Origin of the sequence: Xanthomonas theicola, assembly GCF_014236795.1 — a bacterium.
In the GTDB taxonomy this organism is placed as follows: Bacteria; Pseudomonadota; Gammaproteobacteria; order Xanthomonadales; family Xanthomonadaceae; genus Xanthomonas_A; species Xanthomonas_A theicola.
In genome coordinates, this window is record NZ_CP049017.1 from 1,879,019 (window position 1) to 1,892,331 (window position 13,313).

19 protein-coding genes are annotated in these 13,313 nt (G+C 68.0%); 2 read left to right on the top strand and 17 right to left on the bottom strand.

All coding sequences use genetic code 11. The features are described 5' to 3' along the window. Window positions 1–18: 18 nt before the first annotated feature. The 17 genes from G4Q83_RS08555 to G4Q83_RS08630 form a co-directional block, all read right to left on the bottom strand. Window positions 19–453 (bottom strand): hypothetical protein, encoded by a 435-nt coding sequence (locus G4Q83_RS08555; protein ID WP_128420714.1) that lies wholly within the window; start codon window positions 451–453, stop codon window positions 19–21. Then, window positions 446–769 carry a head-tail joining protein gene (locus tag G4Q83_RS08560; RefSeq protein WP_128420715.1) on the bottom strand — a complete coding sequence of 108 codons (324 nt, stop codon included), beginning with the start codon at window positions 767–769 and terminating at the stop codon, window positions 446–448. Before G4Q83_RS08560 ends, G4Q83_RS08555 begins: the two co-directional genes overlap by 8 nt. After that, a complete protein-coding gene (locus tag G4Q83_RS08565; protein WP_128420716.1) occupies window positions 766–1,533 on the bottom strand; it encodes a hypothetical protein in 768 nt (255 codons plus the stop codon). Before G4Q83_RS08565 ends, G4Q83_RS08560 begins: the two co-directional genes overlap by 4 nt. Before the next feature lie 48 nt (window positions 1,534–1,581). Next, entirely contained in the window at window positions 1,582–2,589 is a 1,008-nt protein-coding gene (locus tag G4Q83_RS08570) for a major capsid protein (RefSeq protein WP_128420717.1), read from the bottom strand. A gap of 72 nt (window positions 2,590–2,661) precedes the next feature. Beyond that, the gene (locus G4Q83_RS08575; protein ID WP_170069172.1) at window positions 2,662–3,339 is read right to left on the bottom strand and encodes a head decoration protein; all 678 of its coding nucleotides are present in this window, start codon (window positions 3,337–3,339) and stop codon (window positions 2,662–2,664) included. A 1-nt stretch (window position 3,340) separates the two neighbouring features. Continuing rightward, a complete protein-coding gene (locus G4Q83_RS23230) occupies window positions 3,341–4,768 on the bottom strand; it encodes a S49 family peptidase (RefSeq protein ID WP_170069173.1) in 1,428 nt (475 codons plus the stop codon). After that, window positions 4,758–6,260 carry a phage portal protein gene (locus tag G4Q83_RS08585; protein WP_128420718.1) on the bottom strand — a complete coding sequence of 501 codons (1,503 nt, stop codon included), beginning with the start codon at window positions 6,258–6,260 and terminating at the stop codon, window positions 4,758–4,760. The genes G4Q83_RS23230 and G4Q83_RS08585 overlap by 11 nt, the downstream gene beginning before the upstream one ends. Continuing rightward, window positions 6,253–6,474: a phage head-tail joining protein gene (locus tag G4Q83_RS08590; RefSeq protein ID WP_128420719.1), complete on the bottom strand. Its 222-nt coding sequence runs from the start codon at window positions 6,472–6,474 to the stop codon at window positions 6,253–6,255. The genes G4Q83_RS08585 and G4Q83_RS08590 overlap by 8 nt, the downstream gene beginning before the upstream one ends. A 1-nt stretch (window position 6,475) precedes the next feature. After that, the gene (locus tag G4Q83_RS08595) at window positions 6,476–8,560 is read right to left on the bottom strand and encodes a phage terminase large subunit family protein (RefSeq protein ID WP_128420720.1); all 2,085 of its coding nucleotides are present in this window, start codon (window positions 8,558–8,560) and stop codon (window positions 6,476–6,478) included. Next, window positions 8,538–9,041, bottom strand: coding sequence for a DUF1441 family protein (locus tag G4Q83_RS08600; protein WP_128420721.1), 504 nt, complete (start codon window positions 9,039–9,041; stop codon window positions 8,538–8,540). Before G4Q83_RS08600 ends, G4Q83_RS08595 begins: the two co-directional genes overlap by 23 nt. Window positions 9,042–9,238: 197 nt before the next feature. Then, window positions 9,239–9,580 (bottom strand): hypothetical protein, encoded by a 342-nt coding sequence (locus G4Q83_RS08605; protein WP_185817381.1) that lies wholly within the window; start codon window positions 9,578–9,580, stop codon window positions 9,239–9,241. A 32-nt stretch (window positions 9,581–9,612) separates the two neighbouring features. Beyond that, window positions 9,613–10,098, bottom strand: a complete 486-nt coding sequence (locus tag G4Q83_RS08610) for a hypothetical protein (protein ID WP_158255036.1) — start codon at window positions 10,096–10,098, stop codon at window positions 9,613–9,615. Then, a complete protein-coding gene (locus G4Q83_RS08615) occupies window positions 10,095–10,532 on the bottom strand; it encodes an XF1762 family protein (RefSeq protein ID WP_128420723.1) in 438 nt (145 codons plus the stop codon). The genes G4Q83_RS08610 and G4Q83_RS08615 overlap by 4 nt, the downstream gene beginning before the upstream one ends. Before the next feature lie 2 nt (window positions 10,533–10,534). Beyond that, complete coding sequence (locus G4Q83_RS24070) at window positions 10,535–10,660, bottom strand: hypothetical protein (RefSeq protein ID WP_281401996.1); 126 nt, start codon at window positions 10,658–10,660, stop codon at window positions 10,535–10,537. After that, window positions 10,657–11,148 (bottom strand): hypothetical protein, encoded by a 492-nt coding sequence (locus G4Q83_RS08620; protein WP_128420724.1) that lies wholly within the window; start codon window positions 11,146–11,148, stop codon window positions 10,657–10,659. The genes G4Q83_RS24070 and G4Q83_RS08620 overlap by 4 nt, the downstream gene beginning before the upstream one ends. Beyond that, window positions 11,145–11,603, bottom strand: a complete 459-nt coding sequence (locus tag G4Q83_RS08625) for a hypothetical protein (RefSeq protein WP_128420725.1) — start codon at window positions 11,601–11,603, stop codon at window positions 11,145–11,147. The genes G4Q83_RS08620 and G4Q83_RS08625 overlap by 4 nt, the downstream gene beginning before the upstream one ends. Window position 11,604: 1 nt before the next feature. Then, the gene (locus tag G4Q83_RS08630) at window positions 11,605–12,276 is read right to left on the bottom strand and encodes a glycoside hydrolase family 19 protein (RefSeq protein WP_128420726.1); all 672 of its coding nucleotides are present in this window, start codon (window positions 12,274–12,276) and stop codon (window positions 11,605–11,607) included. A gap of 342 nt (window positions 12,277–12,618) precedes the next feature. Here G4Q83_RS08630 and G4Q83_RS08635 point away from each other — a divergent pair, with 342 nt between their 5' ends. After that, on the top strand, window positions 12,619–12,909 hold the full coding sequence (locus G4Q83_RS08635; protein ID WP_128420727.1) for a type II toxin-antitoxin system RelE/ParE family toxin: 291 nt from the start codon (window positions 12,619–12,621) through the stop codon (window positions 12,907–12,909). A 79-nt stretch (window positions 12,910–12,988) separates the two neighbouring features. Beyond that, window positions 12,989–13,285, top strand: a complete 297-nt coding sequence (locus G4Q83_RS08640) for an addiction module antidote protein (protein ID WP_128420728.1) — start codon at window positions 12,989–12,991, stop codon at window positions 13,283–13,285. Window positions 13,286–13,313 lie beyond the last annotated feature (28 nt).

The following is a 13,313-nucleotide window of genomic DNA, read 5'->3' on the forward strand; positions in this document are numbered from 1 at the left end:
GTTGGCCGCTGGGCGGCGTTACTGAATCGGGATGTGGCTCTGGTAGGTGACCACCGCGCCCACCCAGCCGGAGCCGGGCTCGGGCGGTACGGGCTCCATCGAGACGTACTGCGGGAACTCGATTCCTTGAGGGAATCGGCTTTGCTGGCCGGTGAACGCAGTCTCCACGTCACTGATCGCGTCGTCGAGCTCGCTTTGCTCGGCGCCCGGGGGCGACGGCACCTTGATCACGACGGCCGCCGTGGTAAGGCGATGGGTGCGCACCAGCGCCGGCTGGGTCGCGCGTTGCTGTTTGGTGATCAGGACGGTCAGGACTGCGCTCTCATCCGCATCGACCTGGCCAGGTTCGAGCGTGAAGGCCTGGCCGGCGTCGGTTGCAAATCCATCGACCCTACGGATGCGGCCCAGGCATTCGCCCATCGCCGCGCGCAACCGTGCGCGCGGGCTAGCCATTCGCCACCACCCACTGGCTACGCGACTCGTCCTGCCGCACCCGCTTCTCGAGCACGAACGTCTCGCCGGGCAGAACGACGCGCCCCAGGCGTGCCGGCTCGACCTCGGCGCGTTGGAACGACACCAGCGTCTGCGGGGCGCTCACCGGGGCGCCGTCATCACCGAAGTCCACGACATCGCGATCGACGGTCACGGTGCAAGGCAGTGGTTCGGTGCCACCGGGCGCGAGGTAGTTGGCGGCGTCAGCGATACCGACGGCGGAGAATGCAGAGAAGGCGGCCGCATCGAAGCGCTGCAGAAAATCTCGTTGACTCATGGTCGGGTCCTGTCGAAAGCGGTCCGGATTGCCTTCTCCAGCTCGCGATCGAGGTAGAACGGCATCAACTTGTCCCAGGTGCGCTGGGCGAGGCCGAAGATGTCGTAGCGCGGCTTGTACGTGGCGCGCGCGGTGAAGAAGAAGATGCTGCGCACGGCACTGCCGAAACCGGTGTCGATGCGCTCGTAGATGCCGGGCTTGAGCCGCCCGCGTTGCTTCGTCAGGACGAAGTACTTGCCACCACGCTTACGGCGTGAGGCGCGCCGGCGGACGCTGCCGCTGCTCTGGTTCTGGTAGTCGTCGCGCTGCGCCTTGAGCTGCGAAAGGATCGCGGTGATCTGCCCTCCCCGCACGTTCCCGTACTGATCAGGCGTGGCGCCACGACCGATGACCGCGAAATGGCCTCGCGGCATCAAACCCTTGGCCTGCAGAAGCACCTCAAGCCCCTTCTGGCGGCGCCCTCCACCCTGCACCTCCGGCAGCAGGTACTTAGACGGTGGCGTGCCCTTGAAGGTCTCGTCGCGCAGGAAAATCTCCGCGAACAACTTGTCCTTTGTGGCCTTCCGGTACATCGCCGCATTGACAGTCAACGGCGCCGGCCGATCGAACACCCGTGGCGCTGTCCGCTTCCACGTCTCGCGGATCTCGAACGCCGTCGCGTTGCATGCCTGCATAACCGCGAACGGCAGCTGGTCGCGCTCCAATTCGGTGAACTGGCGACCCAACAGATTGTTAGCGTCGACCTCGATTCTGATGTCGCTCATGGTCTATCCCGCAGGCCCGGCCCACGCTTGTGGGCCGGGCTGCGCCGATCAGGCCGTGCCGCTCGCCTTCAGGCGGATCACCGCGCGCGGCCGCGTGTTGAGGTTGATCGGGTTGGACTGGCTCTCCAGCTCGACACCCTTGTCCATCCGCAGCTTCGCGATCTTGCTGTAGTACGGCAGACCGGTACCCTTCACCGTTTCGATGTAGTCGGCCGGCGCGAAGCGGGTGATGAACATGTCCGGCACTCCCATCGGGAACGCCAGAGCCTCGCCCGCCGGGATGAACGGCGTTCCGCCCACAGCGCCGACCATCTCCTCGAACACGATCCCGGCGAAGGTGAAGCCCGCGCGCGGGTCGTCCCGGAGCGCGGCTCCCTCCTGGAACCGCGCGTACGCATCGCGCACATCCTTGTGGTCGATCAGCAGGTCGAAGAACTCCGGGCTGCAGAACACGCGCACGCCGCTGTAGGGGACGCCCCCGAGCACGTCCTCGATCTGGCGCTTCACCGCCAGCAGCTTCGGGCGGACCTTCGTGCTATCGGTGCCCAGGCCCATCGGGATCACGATCTGCTCCACGCCGAACTCTTGGTACATGTCCCAGATCACGGAACCATCCGAGTCGAGCACCTGGCCGCGCAACGCACCCATGCGGTGGTACTCGATGGTGTAGTCGACGTCGCGGCGGTGGACCAGCTGCAATGCGTTGACCACCGCTGCGACGCTGTCGCCGGCCGGATCCGTGGTCGGGTCATAGACATTGAGCAGCGTGTCCGCCATGACGGTGGAGCGCTGCGGCAGATGCGCGGTCTCGAACAGCTTGACCTTGCCGCGCTCCAGGTTCTTCGGCTGGCCCGGCGAGCCGCGCGGCACATTGGGCACCAGCACCAGCTTGCCGTCGGTGATGCCGACCTTGACGATGTTGGTTCCGGTCAGGCCGGATTCGCTGAAAAGCCCCAGCTGCGCGATGCGGGTGGGCACGCGCGGCAGGTTGTTGATGTAGGCATTCAGCGCGTCGAGGCTCAGGACGCCCAGCGCCAGGAGGGTTTGCAGATCCATGGGTGTTTCCTCATACGTCGGAAAAGAAAAAGCCCCGCGTCAGCGGGGCCCGGGAAAAGCGGGGTTGGCGGATCAGGCGGCGGTGATGACGATGTCGTCGCTGACGTCGGAGGTGAGGCCCGACGATGCGACAGTCAGGGTGAAAGTGCCTGCGGCACTGAACGCGACCGCGTCCCAGGTAACGACGCCGTTGACCGCCGCCTTGGCGCCACCGCCAGTGAGCGTGCCGGAACCGCTGGTCTTGGTGAGCGTGGCGGACGCGCTGCTGCCTTTGACCAGGGCGCCGAACACGTCCTTGATCTGCGCCACCACCGGGCCAATCGACTGGCCGGTCACACCGGCCACGGGGACCTGGGTGAACTCCAGGTGGTGCGCGGCGCCGGACTTGATCGGCACGGAGGTCCAGCGTATCAAGATGCCGGAGGCGGACAGGCTCTGCGCCGCCAGCAGCTTCTCGTCGGCGGTGGTATCGGCCGCCCAGCCGAGCAGCTCGCCGTGGACTTCGGCATCGCGCGCGACCGCCGTACCCTTCACGGCCAGGCCGCCGGCTTTACCGGTATCGACTTGACCGTAGAGCACCTTGATCGCGTCGGCGCCGTCGACGGCCTTGGTGTTGTCGGCCTTCAGCAGCGTGCCAGCGGGCAGAATGCCCTGACCGGCCGGGATATAGACGAGCTCGCGGCTGCGCTCGCCGTTGCTCTCAGAAAGCAGGAATTCGGCGTTGCGGACGCCAGCTCGGGAAATTTCCATCTCAGTTGCCTCGCTTTTGGTAGATGGTTGCGGGATTGAGGGAAGCCTTGACATCGGCCTCCCGCTTCGCGGCGTCCGATGCCGGAAGAGTGGTCACGATCTGTGCGGCGCGGCCTTCCTCGGCCTTCAGCGCCAGCAGCTGGCTGCGCACCGCGGCCAGATCGGTGTTGCTGGTGATGTAGTCGGCTGCGAGGCTCTCGCCGCCGCGCGTCGCCGCGGCGCATGCATCGCGCACTGCCACCGCGTATGCCATGGCCGCGGCCGGATCCTCGTCGGCGCGTGGACCGCGGCGGATCAGTGCGACCTTCAGCTCAGCCGGCAGTTCGCTGCCGGCGACCGCCTCGGAGAGTGCGGCGACGGCGAGCCGCGGCGCCACAGCGGCGACATCAGCGCCGAGGTTCGCGCGGTCAACCGCGGCAGCTTCAGTCACGACGGCGTCGGCCGCGGCGCCAGGTGCGGCCGCCGCGCTGCTCTCTTCGCCGGCATCGGGATCGCCGGGCTGCTCGGGCGGCGCAGCGGAGGCCAAACCCAGTTGTGCGACCAGGTCATCCCAGGTTCCCAACCTCGTCGCGAATCCGGCCGACACCGCGCCGGCGCCGCGGAAGGTAGCCGCCTCGGTGGCCCGCACCGCCGCTTCGTCCATGCCGCGGTTGCGCGCTACCGTTTCCACGAACAGGCCGTACAGCATGTCGATCTCCGCCTGAGCCGCGGCCCGCGCCTCCTCGCTGATCGGGAAGTTTTGATTGAGGTCGATCTTGCGTTCGCCGCCGTAGATCGGCGTCACCTTGAGGCCCACCTGCGCGTTGTTGCCACTCCAGTCGTAGTGGAACCCGACCACGCCGATCGAGCCGACGCCGCCGGTGCGGCTGACCCAGATCTCGTGGCACGCACTGGCCAGGGCGTAGGCGGCCGAATACGCACAGTCGTCCACCAGCGCATGGATGGGCTTGGAACCGCGCGCAGCGTGGATGCGGTCGACCAGGTCGAAGCATCCCGCGGCCATGCCGCCGGGCGAATCCAGCCGCAGCACGACGGCGTCGATACCGTCGTCGCTGATCACCTCGTCGAACACGTCGCGCAGCGCCGCGTAGCTGACGGGTCCGCCGCCGCTGGGGCCTGGCATCGGGCGATTCACCAGGCCGCCGGTCACGTTGATGACCGCGATGGTCGTGCCGGCGCGCTCCGCCGGCGGGGCTTCTTCCGGCGGCAGCAGCGTCACGGTGGACGCGGCATCGATCACCATGCGATCGCACGTGAGCACGGTGTCGTCGCTGGTCACGGCGCCTTCGAGGTAGGCACCGATAAGCGCCTCGCCCATGGCGGCGTGTACCAGCAACGGCTGGTTGAGCGCCGCCGTTGCCAGCGATGCGACGACGGGGCGCTTGCTGCGCCCGAAGAGGCGGGCCAGGAGGCCGGGCTTACTGGTCATCGGGATTTCCTTGTTCGTTGGGGTCTGGTGATGCGTCGTCGCCGCCGGCGGCGTCCGCATCCTTCTGCGCGGCGCCCGAGGTGTTGGTGCGGCGCGCGTCGCTGTCCAGCACCAGGCCAAGACTGTCCGCCCGGGCGTTGCTGGCCCTGATCTCTTCGTCGACCTGCTCCGGATCTTCGCCGGCGCCGAGGATGACCTTGTCGCGCGACTTGAAACCGGCGCGCACCGCCGCTTTCTCGGCACCGACGTCTTGCACGGGATGGCTCCAGGGCCAGCCCTCCGGCACCCACAGCGTCTCGGTGACGTCATCGCGCAGTTCCGCGTAGCCGGGCACCTCCAGCAGGCCCGCCAGCACCGCCTGGTCGAACCAGCCATCGCGGACGCGTTGGCAGAACATCGGGATCATGTACAGCCACTGGTCCGCCTCGATCACCCGGCGGAATTCGTTAAGGATCAGGCGCAACGCCCGGTCGGAGACATTGCGCAGGTCGCCGGTCAGCACCTCGTAGGGGATGTCGTGGCCGGCGGCGATCGCCATCAGGTGGCCGCGCAGGAACTCAGCGTAGTCGGCGCCAGCGCCGGGCGGCTCGGAAAATTGGACCCCATATCCCGGCGGCAGCTCCTGCATGGTGGCCGGCTCCAAGCCGGCCAGCGGCGTGCCGTCGGCATCCAATCCTGACTGCAGGTCTTCCACCATCGGCGTGCCGCCGCCGGTCCCATCGTCGGGCACCTCCGGCACGGTGTAGAACCCCGCAAACAGATTCGCGATCGCCTGCCGCTCGAGTACCGCATCGTCGAGCCGATCCAGATTGAACATGCGCAGCAGCACCGCAGCCGAGGCGGGCACGCCGCGTAACGCGCCGGCCCGGTTGGGCCTGTATAGGTGGATCACCTGCTCGGCCGGCACGCGCACCAGCTCGTTGCCATTGACGGTCATCGACTGGTCGCCCGGGTGCTCCCGGAACATCCAGTAGGCGACCCGACGCCCGATGGCATCGAACTCGATGCCTTCGCGGATCGCGTTCCCGTTGCTCGCGGTCGAGTAGTAGCTGCGCGGGCACTGTTCGGATTCGATCAGCTGCACTTGCAACGGCACCGGCAACCCGTCTTCCGGACGCCGGAAGCGCAGGCGGGCGAACACCTCGCCGGCCTCCTTCCATTCGCGCCACGCCAGCGCCTGCTGACCATAGAAGTTGAGCACGCCATCGGCGTCGCTGTGCTTCATCCAGCGCTTCCACAGCCTGGCCACGCGCTGCTTCAGCTCCGCGCTGCCCCACAGCGGCTTCGCCTGGATGCCCGTGGCGATGCCGTTCGAGACGCTCTTGTTGAGCGCGCTGACGGCCCAGGGGTCATTCCTCGCCAGGTGCCGCGCGCGCGCCAGCACCGTGGGCAAGCCCAACATGGCCGAGTTTGGGCCACGCATCACCGGCTGCAGCGTGCGCAGCCGACGGCCGAAACCCGCGGCGCGGTAGCTCTCCTGGACCTCAGCCATTGCCGGTGCCGGACTGGTACAGACGCATGGTGCTTCGGCGCGGGCGCGGGGTGACGCCGGCGGCGCCTTCGACCTCCCCGCGCATCTGCGTCAGGACCGCGCGCATCGCGTTGAGGTTCTGGTACCGGACCTCGCGATCGCCGTAGCGAACGGACAGCGTGCCGGACGCGATCGCGGTCTCGAGCGCGGTGATCTGCTCTTTCGTAAATGCCATCTCAGCGTCCTAGATATTTGCTGCGTACGACCCGGCGGCGCGGCGCGCGTAGTCGCGGGACTTCCGCGACGCCGCCCACGACCACTTCCGGGTTGCGATCCCACTCCGCGGCCCAGGCCGGCGGTGCTTCCCGGCGGATCGCGGGCACCTTCAGCCACAAGGCCAGGCCTTCGGCGTAGCCGGTGAGGTCGAAGATTTCATTGCGCCGGCCTGCCATGTTTTCCCAGCCCCGCGCCGTGCGAGTCTCCGCGGTCAGCTCCGCGTAGTAGGTCTCGGGAAGCCAGGACGGGAAGTGGTAGAACCCAGGCCCCGGCTCGGCACGCTTCACGTTAGCGTCGACCGTGTCCTTGATCCGGTTGGAGTTGATGAGCAGCTGCGGTACGTCGCCGGCCGATCCGGACTTTCGGTCCTTTCGCTTGCGGCTGTCCGGGTAGGTCTCTTGGATCAAGGGACCGCCGGTCCGCGGGTCGCCCTTCACCAGTCGGACACGCGCGGCCAAGCCGCGCGGCTTGAGCGATCGCCAGAACTCCAGCGCACGCACGGAGGTGCCTGCCTTGCCGCCCCAGTCGATGCCGACCGCACGCACCGGCATCGACCGGCCCGTTTCGTCGTTGAGCGGGTAGCGCCTCGCAATGACCTTTTCGACCAGGCGCTCCCAGTCCTCGATGTAGCCCGGCGGATCCAGCGGCAGGAAACCGCCGCTGCCGTCCTCGCGCTTCGACGTCCTCAGGGTGAACGAATCGATCACCCAACGCTCGAGGTGGCCCTCATCGCTGAAGCCGAACCCCAGCACCAGCACCACGAACCGGTTGCCCTGGACGTCGACCGTCGCGAGGAGGAGCCGCACCCCGGCCGGCACACTGCCGACCGGCCAGTCCTCGGCGCGCTCGCGCAACTCGTTCGGGTCGCTGGACGAGCGCGCCGCCATCGGCACGTAGTTGATCGCCCCGTCGACGTTGTACGTCGACTTCAGCGGCTTCTCCTCGCCGGTCGTAGCGAACGTGCGCAGCGCCTGCAGCAGTCGTTCGACCAGCGACTCCCAGGACTGGTATGCCGCGGCCACGCCGCCCAGCCAGTAGCTCGCGATGCGCGTGTCGAGCGAATCGCCCTCGATGGTGCCGTCGGGGTAGATCACCTGCCCTTCGCCGACCCAGCGCGCGGCGGCGTTCATCTGCTCCTTCCAGCGATGCTGCAGCCCGTCGCCGCAGTGCGGGCAATGCAGCAGCGAGTAGCGCCGCGCCATCGCCTGGATGTCGTCTACCACGACTCGCTCCAGCAATTCCGCGAGCGGCGGCAGCGCGAAGCCTTCGTAGCCCGGCGCGGCCTGGAACCGTTCGCTGCAGCTGGGGCACGGCCAGTACCAGCGGCGCCGATCGCCGCGCATGTAGAGCGCGGCGATGCCCGGCGCCGGTGGGCCGTGATGCGGGTGCGCCGGCCGCCAGTTGCCGTCTGCGTAGTCGCTCGCCGGGCTGGACTCTGCAACGCAGATGCCCGCCGACATGAACGTCTGCGTCCGCTTCAGCGCCAGGCCGAACGCCTCGTCGATCGAGAGGTCGCCGGTGTAGTTGTCGACGTCGGTCATCAGCACGTCGTGGATGTCCTTGCCCGACAGTACCGACACAGAGGGCCACCCAAACCGCAGCGACATGCCGGACCGGAAGAACTTCAGCAGGATGTTGTCGTCATGCGACCGAGGGCTCAGCCGCCGCCGCAGTTCCGGACTGGCAGCGATGCCGCGCGAGATACGCGTCTTGCTGTAGTCCTCGGCCATGTCCTTGGACATATGCACGATCATCGTGTCGGCCTGATTGCAGGTGATCGTGTAGGCCAACCGCCCATCGATCAGCGCAATCGTCTTGCCCGACCGCGCGGGACCGACGAACACCACCGCCTCGTAGAGCCGGCTGCCGGTCAGATCCAGCGGCTCGACCATGTACGGCGCCACCGCCGGGTCCCAGGGACCGGCGGCGCCGCTCGCATTCGCGATGTGCAGATGCTTCGCGCCAGTGCTGACTGCGATGCGACGCGGCGGGCGAATCATCTCGGCTACGCCGAGCCGCACCTCACGCGCTGTCGCGTACTGCATCTTCGGTCATCGCTTCGTACATCGACTGGCGCACTCGGTCGCACTGTTCTTGGACCTTGATGACCTGATCCGGCGTCAACCCGGCCTTCCGCTCCAGCACGTCGGGCAGGGTGTCGAAGAACTGGACGACCTTCTTCACCAACTCCGCGTAGTCCGACTCAACTTCAGCGGCCGGCACGAGCAAACCAGTCGTCGTCTCGACTTTCAGCCGCTCGTTCTCGGACTGGTAGAACGCCCGGCGTTCCATCGGCGGCAGGTCGCGCGGATCGACCACGCTACCTTCCCCGCCAGCAGCAGCAAACCGGTCAACCAGCGCCGCCGCCGCGTCGGCCAGCCGATAGACGTCGTTCGCGCCACGCTTCCCGCTGGGCGGAACGCCCGCCTCGCGCAAGCGCTTCGCCGCCGTGCGGCGGTCCATCCCGAACTCATCCGCCAGCCTGGCGATGGACCAGCCCGGCGAGAAGTTCAGGGTGTCAGCCATGTCCTACCTGATGTACTGCTCGCTCAGTGTCCGATTGCGGGTTTTCCCCGGAGATGCGCGCAAATCACGCCCGCTGTGGTGGAGCATCTGGAGGGCCGAAAAACTGTCGATGACCGGGGTCCGAATTCCCCCCGGTGGCCTGTGGATAACCCAGGGGCCCCCGCCATTCGTTCAGCTTCATGAACTCGCACTTTCGTTCAGCTTCGCCGTTCAGCTTCACGGCAGATCCATGTTCCACGGCCGTGGAACACGCACCGCGGCATCGGCTGCCAGCTCCCATGCTCCGAGCGTCCACCTCGCCGTGCTGCCCGCGCCCAATGCGTGTCCGTCCCGTCGAGCATCACCTGTAGGTTGATGATGCTGCCTTCGCCCACCCTCACCACCACCGCACCGAACCGATCACCAGCGGCCACAGCGTTGCCCATGTGCGCCTGCGCACCTACGGGCCATGCGTCAGCGAGGATCGCCTCTTGCAGTTGGGCCGCACTGCGCCGCCGCGCGTTGATCTGCTGCGCATCTATGGCGTTGAGCGTGTACATCACGAGTTGGCCAACGCACGGACCGCGCGGTCTCATTGATGCTCCTGGGTCGGTGACGCACGATCTGCCGCGATCACGGCTTGGGCGGCGTGGACTTGGTCGTCGGCGTCTCGCCCGACTTGAACAACAGCTCCCGCAACCTCTGCTCGTAGTTGGGCGTGCGCATCACGTTCGACGGCGCCGGCGACGCCTTGGGACAGTAGGCTGGTGCTGCAGGTGGCGAGGTCGTCGCGCAGCTGGAGGCTGCCGTCACGCACGCCAGCAACAACAGCAGCAGGGACGGCCTGGGCCGCGGTGCGGTCTTCTTCATGCTTCACTCCGATGTCGGCCATGGTGTCGGCCTGCTTGTGCTCGATCTCGCGGGCGCTGGCCTGGGCAGTGGCCTCACCCTGGGCGGCTGCCGTGGCTATGGTGGCGGTGTCCACGTCCGCGCTGCGGTCGCGCCACTCGCGGCCGGCCCAGAACGCGAGCGCCGTCCAGACAACGAGCCCGACGATGGTGATCAGGATCCGGTTCATGCTGCCTCCCAACGAATCTTGCTCTGCAAGGGGTGGTTGTCTGCTCGGCGCCTGGACGGCGTGTCCCACGATCCGCCACGCGTTGTGGCCACCGGCTTCCAGCCGGCGCCGCGGAGGCTTGCCCCGCCCTCATCCGGCAGCGTGTAGGTCAAGACCTTGGTGTAGCCCAACGCCATGGCTGCCCTGCGCGCGCGGCCGTACAGCGCCGAGCAGGCATTGCGCGTGCCGTCGGTGCACAGCCGCGTGACTTCCGCGGTGCGGCCATCATCGAGGGCGCGCGCCACGGGCCGGCCGACGATCGCCACGCCGCAGAGCCGGTCGCCAGACATCGCCGCCAGCGCGAACAGACCGCCTTGCGGCGCGCGATGGTGGCGGTGGTGCTCGGCGACGTACGCCTTGGCCTGGCGCAGCGTGCAGGGGGCGATCGACAGCATGCTCAGCCCCTCACGTTGATGTAGATGCCCGCCGCCAGGACCGCGAGCAGGCCCACGCACAGCGCGGCGATGAGCCACCCCGGCGGATCGCCCGCCGGCGGCAGGCCGCGGTCCCAGCGATCGCTCATTCGGTCTCGGCCCGCTCGAGGCCCAGCACCAGCTTCACGACCGCGCGCCGATCGTTGGCGCTGGCCCCGTAGACCGTGTCCCAGTTGCAGACCAGCAGTTCCGCGACGGCGGCCTCCCAGTCGCCCTTGCGGATCACCGCCCACAGCTCGCCCCAGTCGCGCATGCGCTCCGGGCCCAAGATGTCGGCCAGCGCGTAGATGTACGGCAGCTTCGGCTGCGCTTCCGGGTGCACCGCCAGCAGCTCGAACACCCGGCCGCGCAGCACGCCCTGCGACCACTCCACGTCGTCCAACAGCGCGGCCGCGGCGACCTTGCGACTCTGCGGTCGCACCTCGATCGGCCGGCCATAGCCGTGTCGCAGCACGCGGTTGCCGTCGCGCCCGGGCAGCGGTCGCATCGGCCAGCACTCCTTGAGCAGCTCGACCGCCCTCTCGCATGCGACCTTCTCGGAGGTGGCAAGCGCGGCGTCGTCCAGGTCCGGCATCATTCCGTCCCCGTCCCGGCCGCCGGCGGCTCGTTGGGCTTCAGCGATTCCGGCCTGGCCCAGGGCCAGATGCGGTAGAGCCAGCCCGCGGCCGTCGTCCACAGGCCCATCGCCGCGAAGCCGCAGATGAGCGCGTACCAGAACCCGCGGGGCGTCGGCACCCTCGCCCAGCAGATGGCGATCGCGAGCAAGCAGCTCCAGAACCGGATCCGCGCCTTGGTCTTGTCCGCGGACCACACCGCGCGCATCCCGATCTGCTGTGGCAGGTGCGGCAGCACCAGGCCGACGCCGACGCTCACCACCAGGCTCTGCCACATGGCTTCCGCCAGCGGCTTAGACATGTAGGCGCCGACGTCGGCCAAGAACAGTTTCACGGACGGCCAGTTGTCCGCCATAGCGACGACGCCGGCGACAACGGGAACCGCCGCGGTCAGCTGCGCGAGCGAGATGCGGCCCATGTCAGGCCAGCACCCGAAGCGCGCGAATGTAGCGCGCGTGGCGGTCGCTCCAGCCGTTCGGCGTCACCGTCGACTTCGCGTCGCCCAGGTTGATGCGCCGGCTGATCGCCAAGTCGTTGCCCGCGTCGGCCAAGGTGTTCAGCCCCCAGTCGCTCCAGAGCGCTGCGGCGCTGAACGCGCCCCACTTCGGCGTTTCCAGCAGCTCCGGCTCCCGCACGAAGTTCGGCACATCCCCGAGCTTCTTGCCCAGCAACTGCGTGACGGCAGCCATGTTGCCCCGACCGGTGATCCCGATAGGCCCACGCGCGCGGTAGCGGTAGCCGTCGCCGCTGACTTCGGGGCCGTTGCCCATGCGCCCGCCGTAGACGGCGTTGCCCAGCCCGACAGGGTTGCGCGCCAGCTCGTCGACGCGCGGCAACAGCGATCGCCACCGCGATCCTGCGCGCGCGGCCTGGCACACCTCCCGCAACCGCTGCGGGCTGTAGCTCAGGCGCTCGGCCAGCTTCTCCAGCCCTTCCGACTCGTGCCCGATCTGGGCGAGGTAGGCGGCCGTGCGCGGCAGGAACTCGATGCCGTAGACGCTGCAGGCCTCGCCGAGCGCCTCCACCCAGCGCTCGGCCGTCGCCGGCGAGCAGGCCAGGGCCAGCTGCAGCTTCTTCGCGGTCAGTTCCATAGTTGCCTCGAATAGGTGGCCGGCACGACCCACCACCGCCGCTCCCCGCCAAGGGACCTCTCGCGCGACTGCCTGCGGCGGTCTCCCGACGGCCGGATGCAGGCTTGAGTGGTGGCCGTGACTACCGGCCGTAGAACGACGAAGCCGCCGACCAACTTGTTTCGGCGCTCATGCACACCTGCGCCCACGGTAGGGATTTAGCCCTAGTTCTGGTTCCCGAGGCAACTGAGGTTCCTCATGAGGAAAAATTGTTCCTCATGAGGAAACTGCGGCAGGCCGCGGCGCAACCCTGCCGGCTGCCGCCCCCGTTGCAACTTGTATCCCATAGGATACAATCGACGCATGGCGACGATCACCCAGACCGAAGACTTCAGCAAGTGGATTCGCAAGCTGAGCGACTCGAAGGCGCGCGCGGTGATCGTCGAGCGCATCCAGCGCGTCGCCAATGGCCTGCCGGGCGATGTGAAGTCCGTCAGCGGCGGCGTCAGCGAGCTGCGGATCGATTTCGGCCCGGGTTACCGGGTGTACTTCACCCGGCGCGGCGGCAAGCTGGTCATCCTGCTCTGCGGCGGCGACAAGGCCAGCCAGCCGCGGGACATCAAGAAGGCGCAGGCCTTGGCCGCAGGTCTCTGAGCCAGCGGCGGCACCACAACCGAGTAGCAAGGTAGCCCAGTAAATCGGACCAGCGACAACACGGCAAATCGAGAACCCCATGTCCAAGACCAAAACCATCCCGTTCGACCCGGCCGAATACCTCACCGACGACGAGGCGCTTGCCACGTATCTGACCCAGGCGCTCGCCGCCGACGACGTCGCGCACTTCCAAGAGGCGCTGCAGACCGTAGCGCGCGCGCGCGGCATGTCCCAGATTGCCGAAGCTGCTGGCCTGGGTCGCGAGAGCCTGTACAAGGCGCTGAAGCCGGGCACGCAGCCTCGGTTCGACACCGTGCAGCGGGTACTGGCCGCGGTCGGCGTGCGCCTGAGCGTCGAACCGGTGAAGGCGGCATAGGTAGGCGTGCGCGGCCCCTGCCGCGTCG

Coding starts and splice junctions, on each gene's coding strand:
- G4Q83_RS08600 (WP_128420721.1), bottom strand. CDS start 9,041: ATGGCTGACACCCTGAACTTCTCGCCGGGCTGGTCCATCGCCAGGCTG.
- G4Q83_RS08605 (WP_185817381.1), bottom strand. CDS start 9,580: ATGTACACGCTCAACGCCATAGATGCGCAGCAGATCAACGCGCGGCGG.
- G4Q83_RS08610 (WP_158255036.1), bottom strand. CDS start 10,098: ATGAACCGGATCCTGATCACCATCGTCGGGCTCGTTGTCTGGACGGCG.
- G4Q83_RS08630 (WP_128420726.1), bottom strand. CDS start 12,276: ATGGAACTGACCGCGAAGAAGCTGCAGCTGGCCCTGGCCTGCTCGCCG.
- G4Q83_RS08635 (WP_128420727.1), top strand. CDS start 12,619: ATGGCGACGATCACCCAGACCGAAGACTTCAGCAAGTGGATTCGCAAG.
- G4Q83_RS08555 (WP_128420714.1), bottom strand. CDS start 453: ATGGCTAGCCCGCGCGCACGGTTGCGCGCGGCGATGGGCGAATGCCTG.
- G4Q83_RS08565 (WP_128420716.1), bottom strand. CDS start 1,533: ATGAGCGACATCAGAATCGAGGTCGACGCTAACAATCTGTTGGGTCGC.
- G4Q83_RS08560 (WP_128420715.1), bottom strand. CDS start 769: ATGAGTCAACGAGATTTTCTGCAGCGCTTCGATGCGGCCGCCTTCTCT.
- G4Q83_RS08620 (WP_128420724.1), bottom strand. CDS start 11,148: ATGATGCCGGACCTGGACGACGCCGCGCTTGCCACCTCCGAGAAGGTC.
- G4Q83_RS24070 (WP_281401996.1), bottom strand. CDS start 10,660: ATGAGCGATCGCTGGGACCGCGGCCTGCCGCCGGCGGGCGATCCGCCG.
- G4Q83_RS08575 (WP_170069172.1), bottom strand. CDS start 3,339: ATGGAAATTTCCCGAGCTGGCGTCCGCAACGCCGAATTCCTGCTTTCT.
- G4Q83_RS08595 (WP_128420720.1), bottom strand. CDS start 8,560: ATGCAGTACGCGACAGCGCGTGAGGTGCGGCTCGGCGTAGCCGAGATG.
- G4Q83_RS08585 (WP_128420718.1), bottom strand. CDS start 6,260: ATGGCTGAGGTCCAGGAGAGCTACCGCGCCGCGGGTTTCGGCCGTCGG.
- G4Q83_RS08625 (WP_128420725.1), bottom strand. CDS start 11,603: ATGGGCCGCATCTCGCTCGCGCAGCTGACCGCGGCGGTTCCCGTTGTC.
- G4Q83_RS08615 (WP_128420723.1), bottom strand. CDS start 10,532: ATGCTGTCGATCGCCCCCTGCACGCTGCGCCAGGCCAAGGCGTACGTC.
- G4Q83_RS08640 (WP_128420728.1), top strand. CDS start 12,989: ATGTCCAAGACCAAAACCATCCCGTTCGACCCGGCCGAATACCTCACC.
- G4Q83_RS08570 (WP_128420717.1), bottom strand. CDS start 2,589: ATGGATCTGCAAACCCTCCTGGCGCTGGGCGTCCTGAGCCTCGACGCG.
- G4Q83_RS08590 (WP_128420719.1), bottom strand. CDS start 6,474: ATGGCATTTACGAAAGAGCAGATCACCGCGCTCGAGACCGCGATCGCG.
- G4Q83_RS23230 (WP_170069173.1), bottom strand. CDS start 4,768: ATGACCAGTAAGCCCGGCCTCCTGGCCCGCCTCTTCGGGCGCAGCAAG.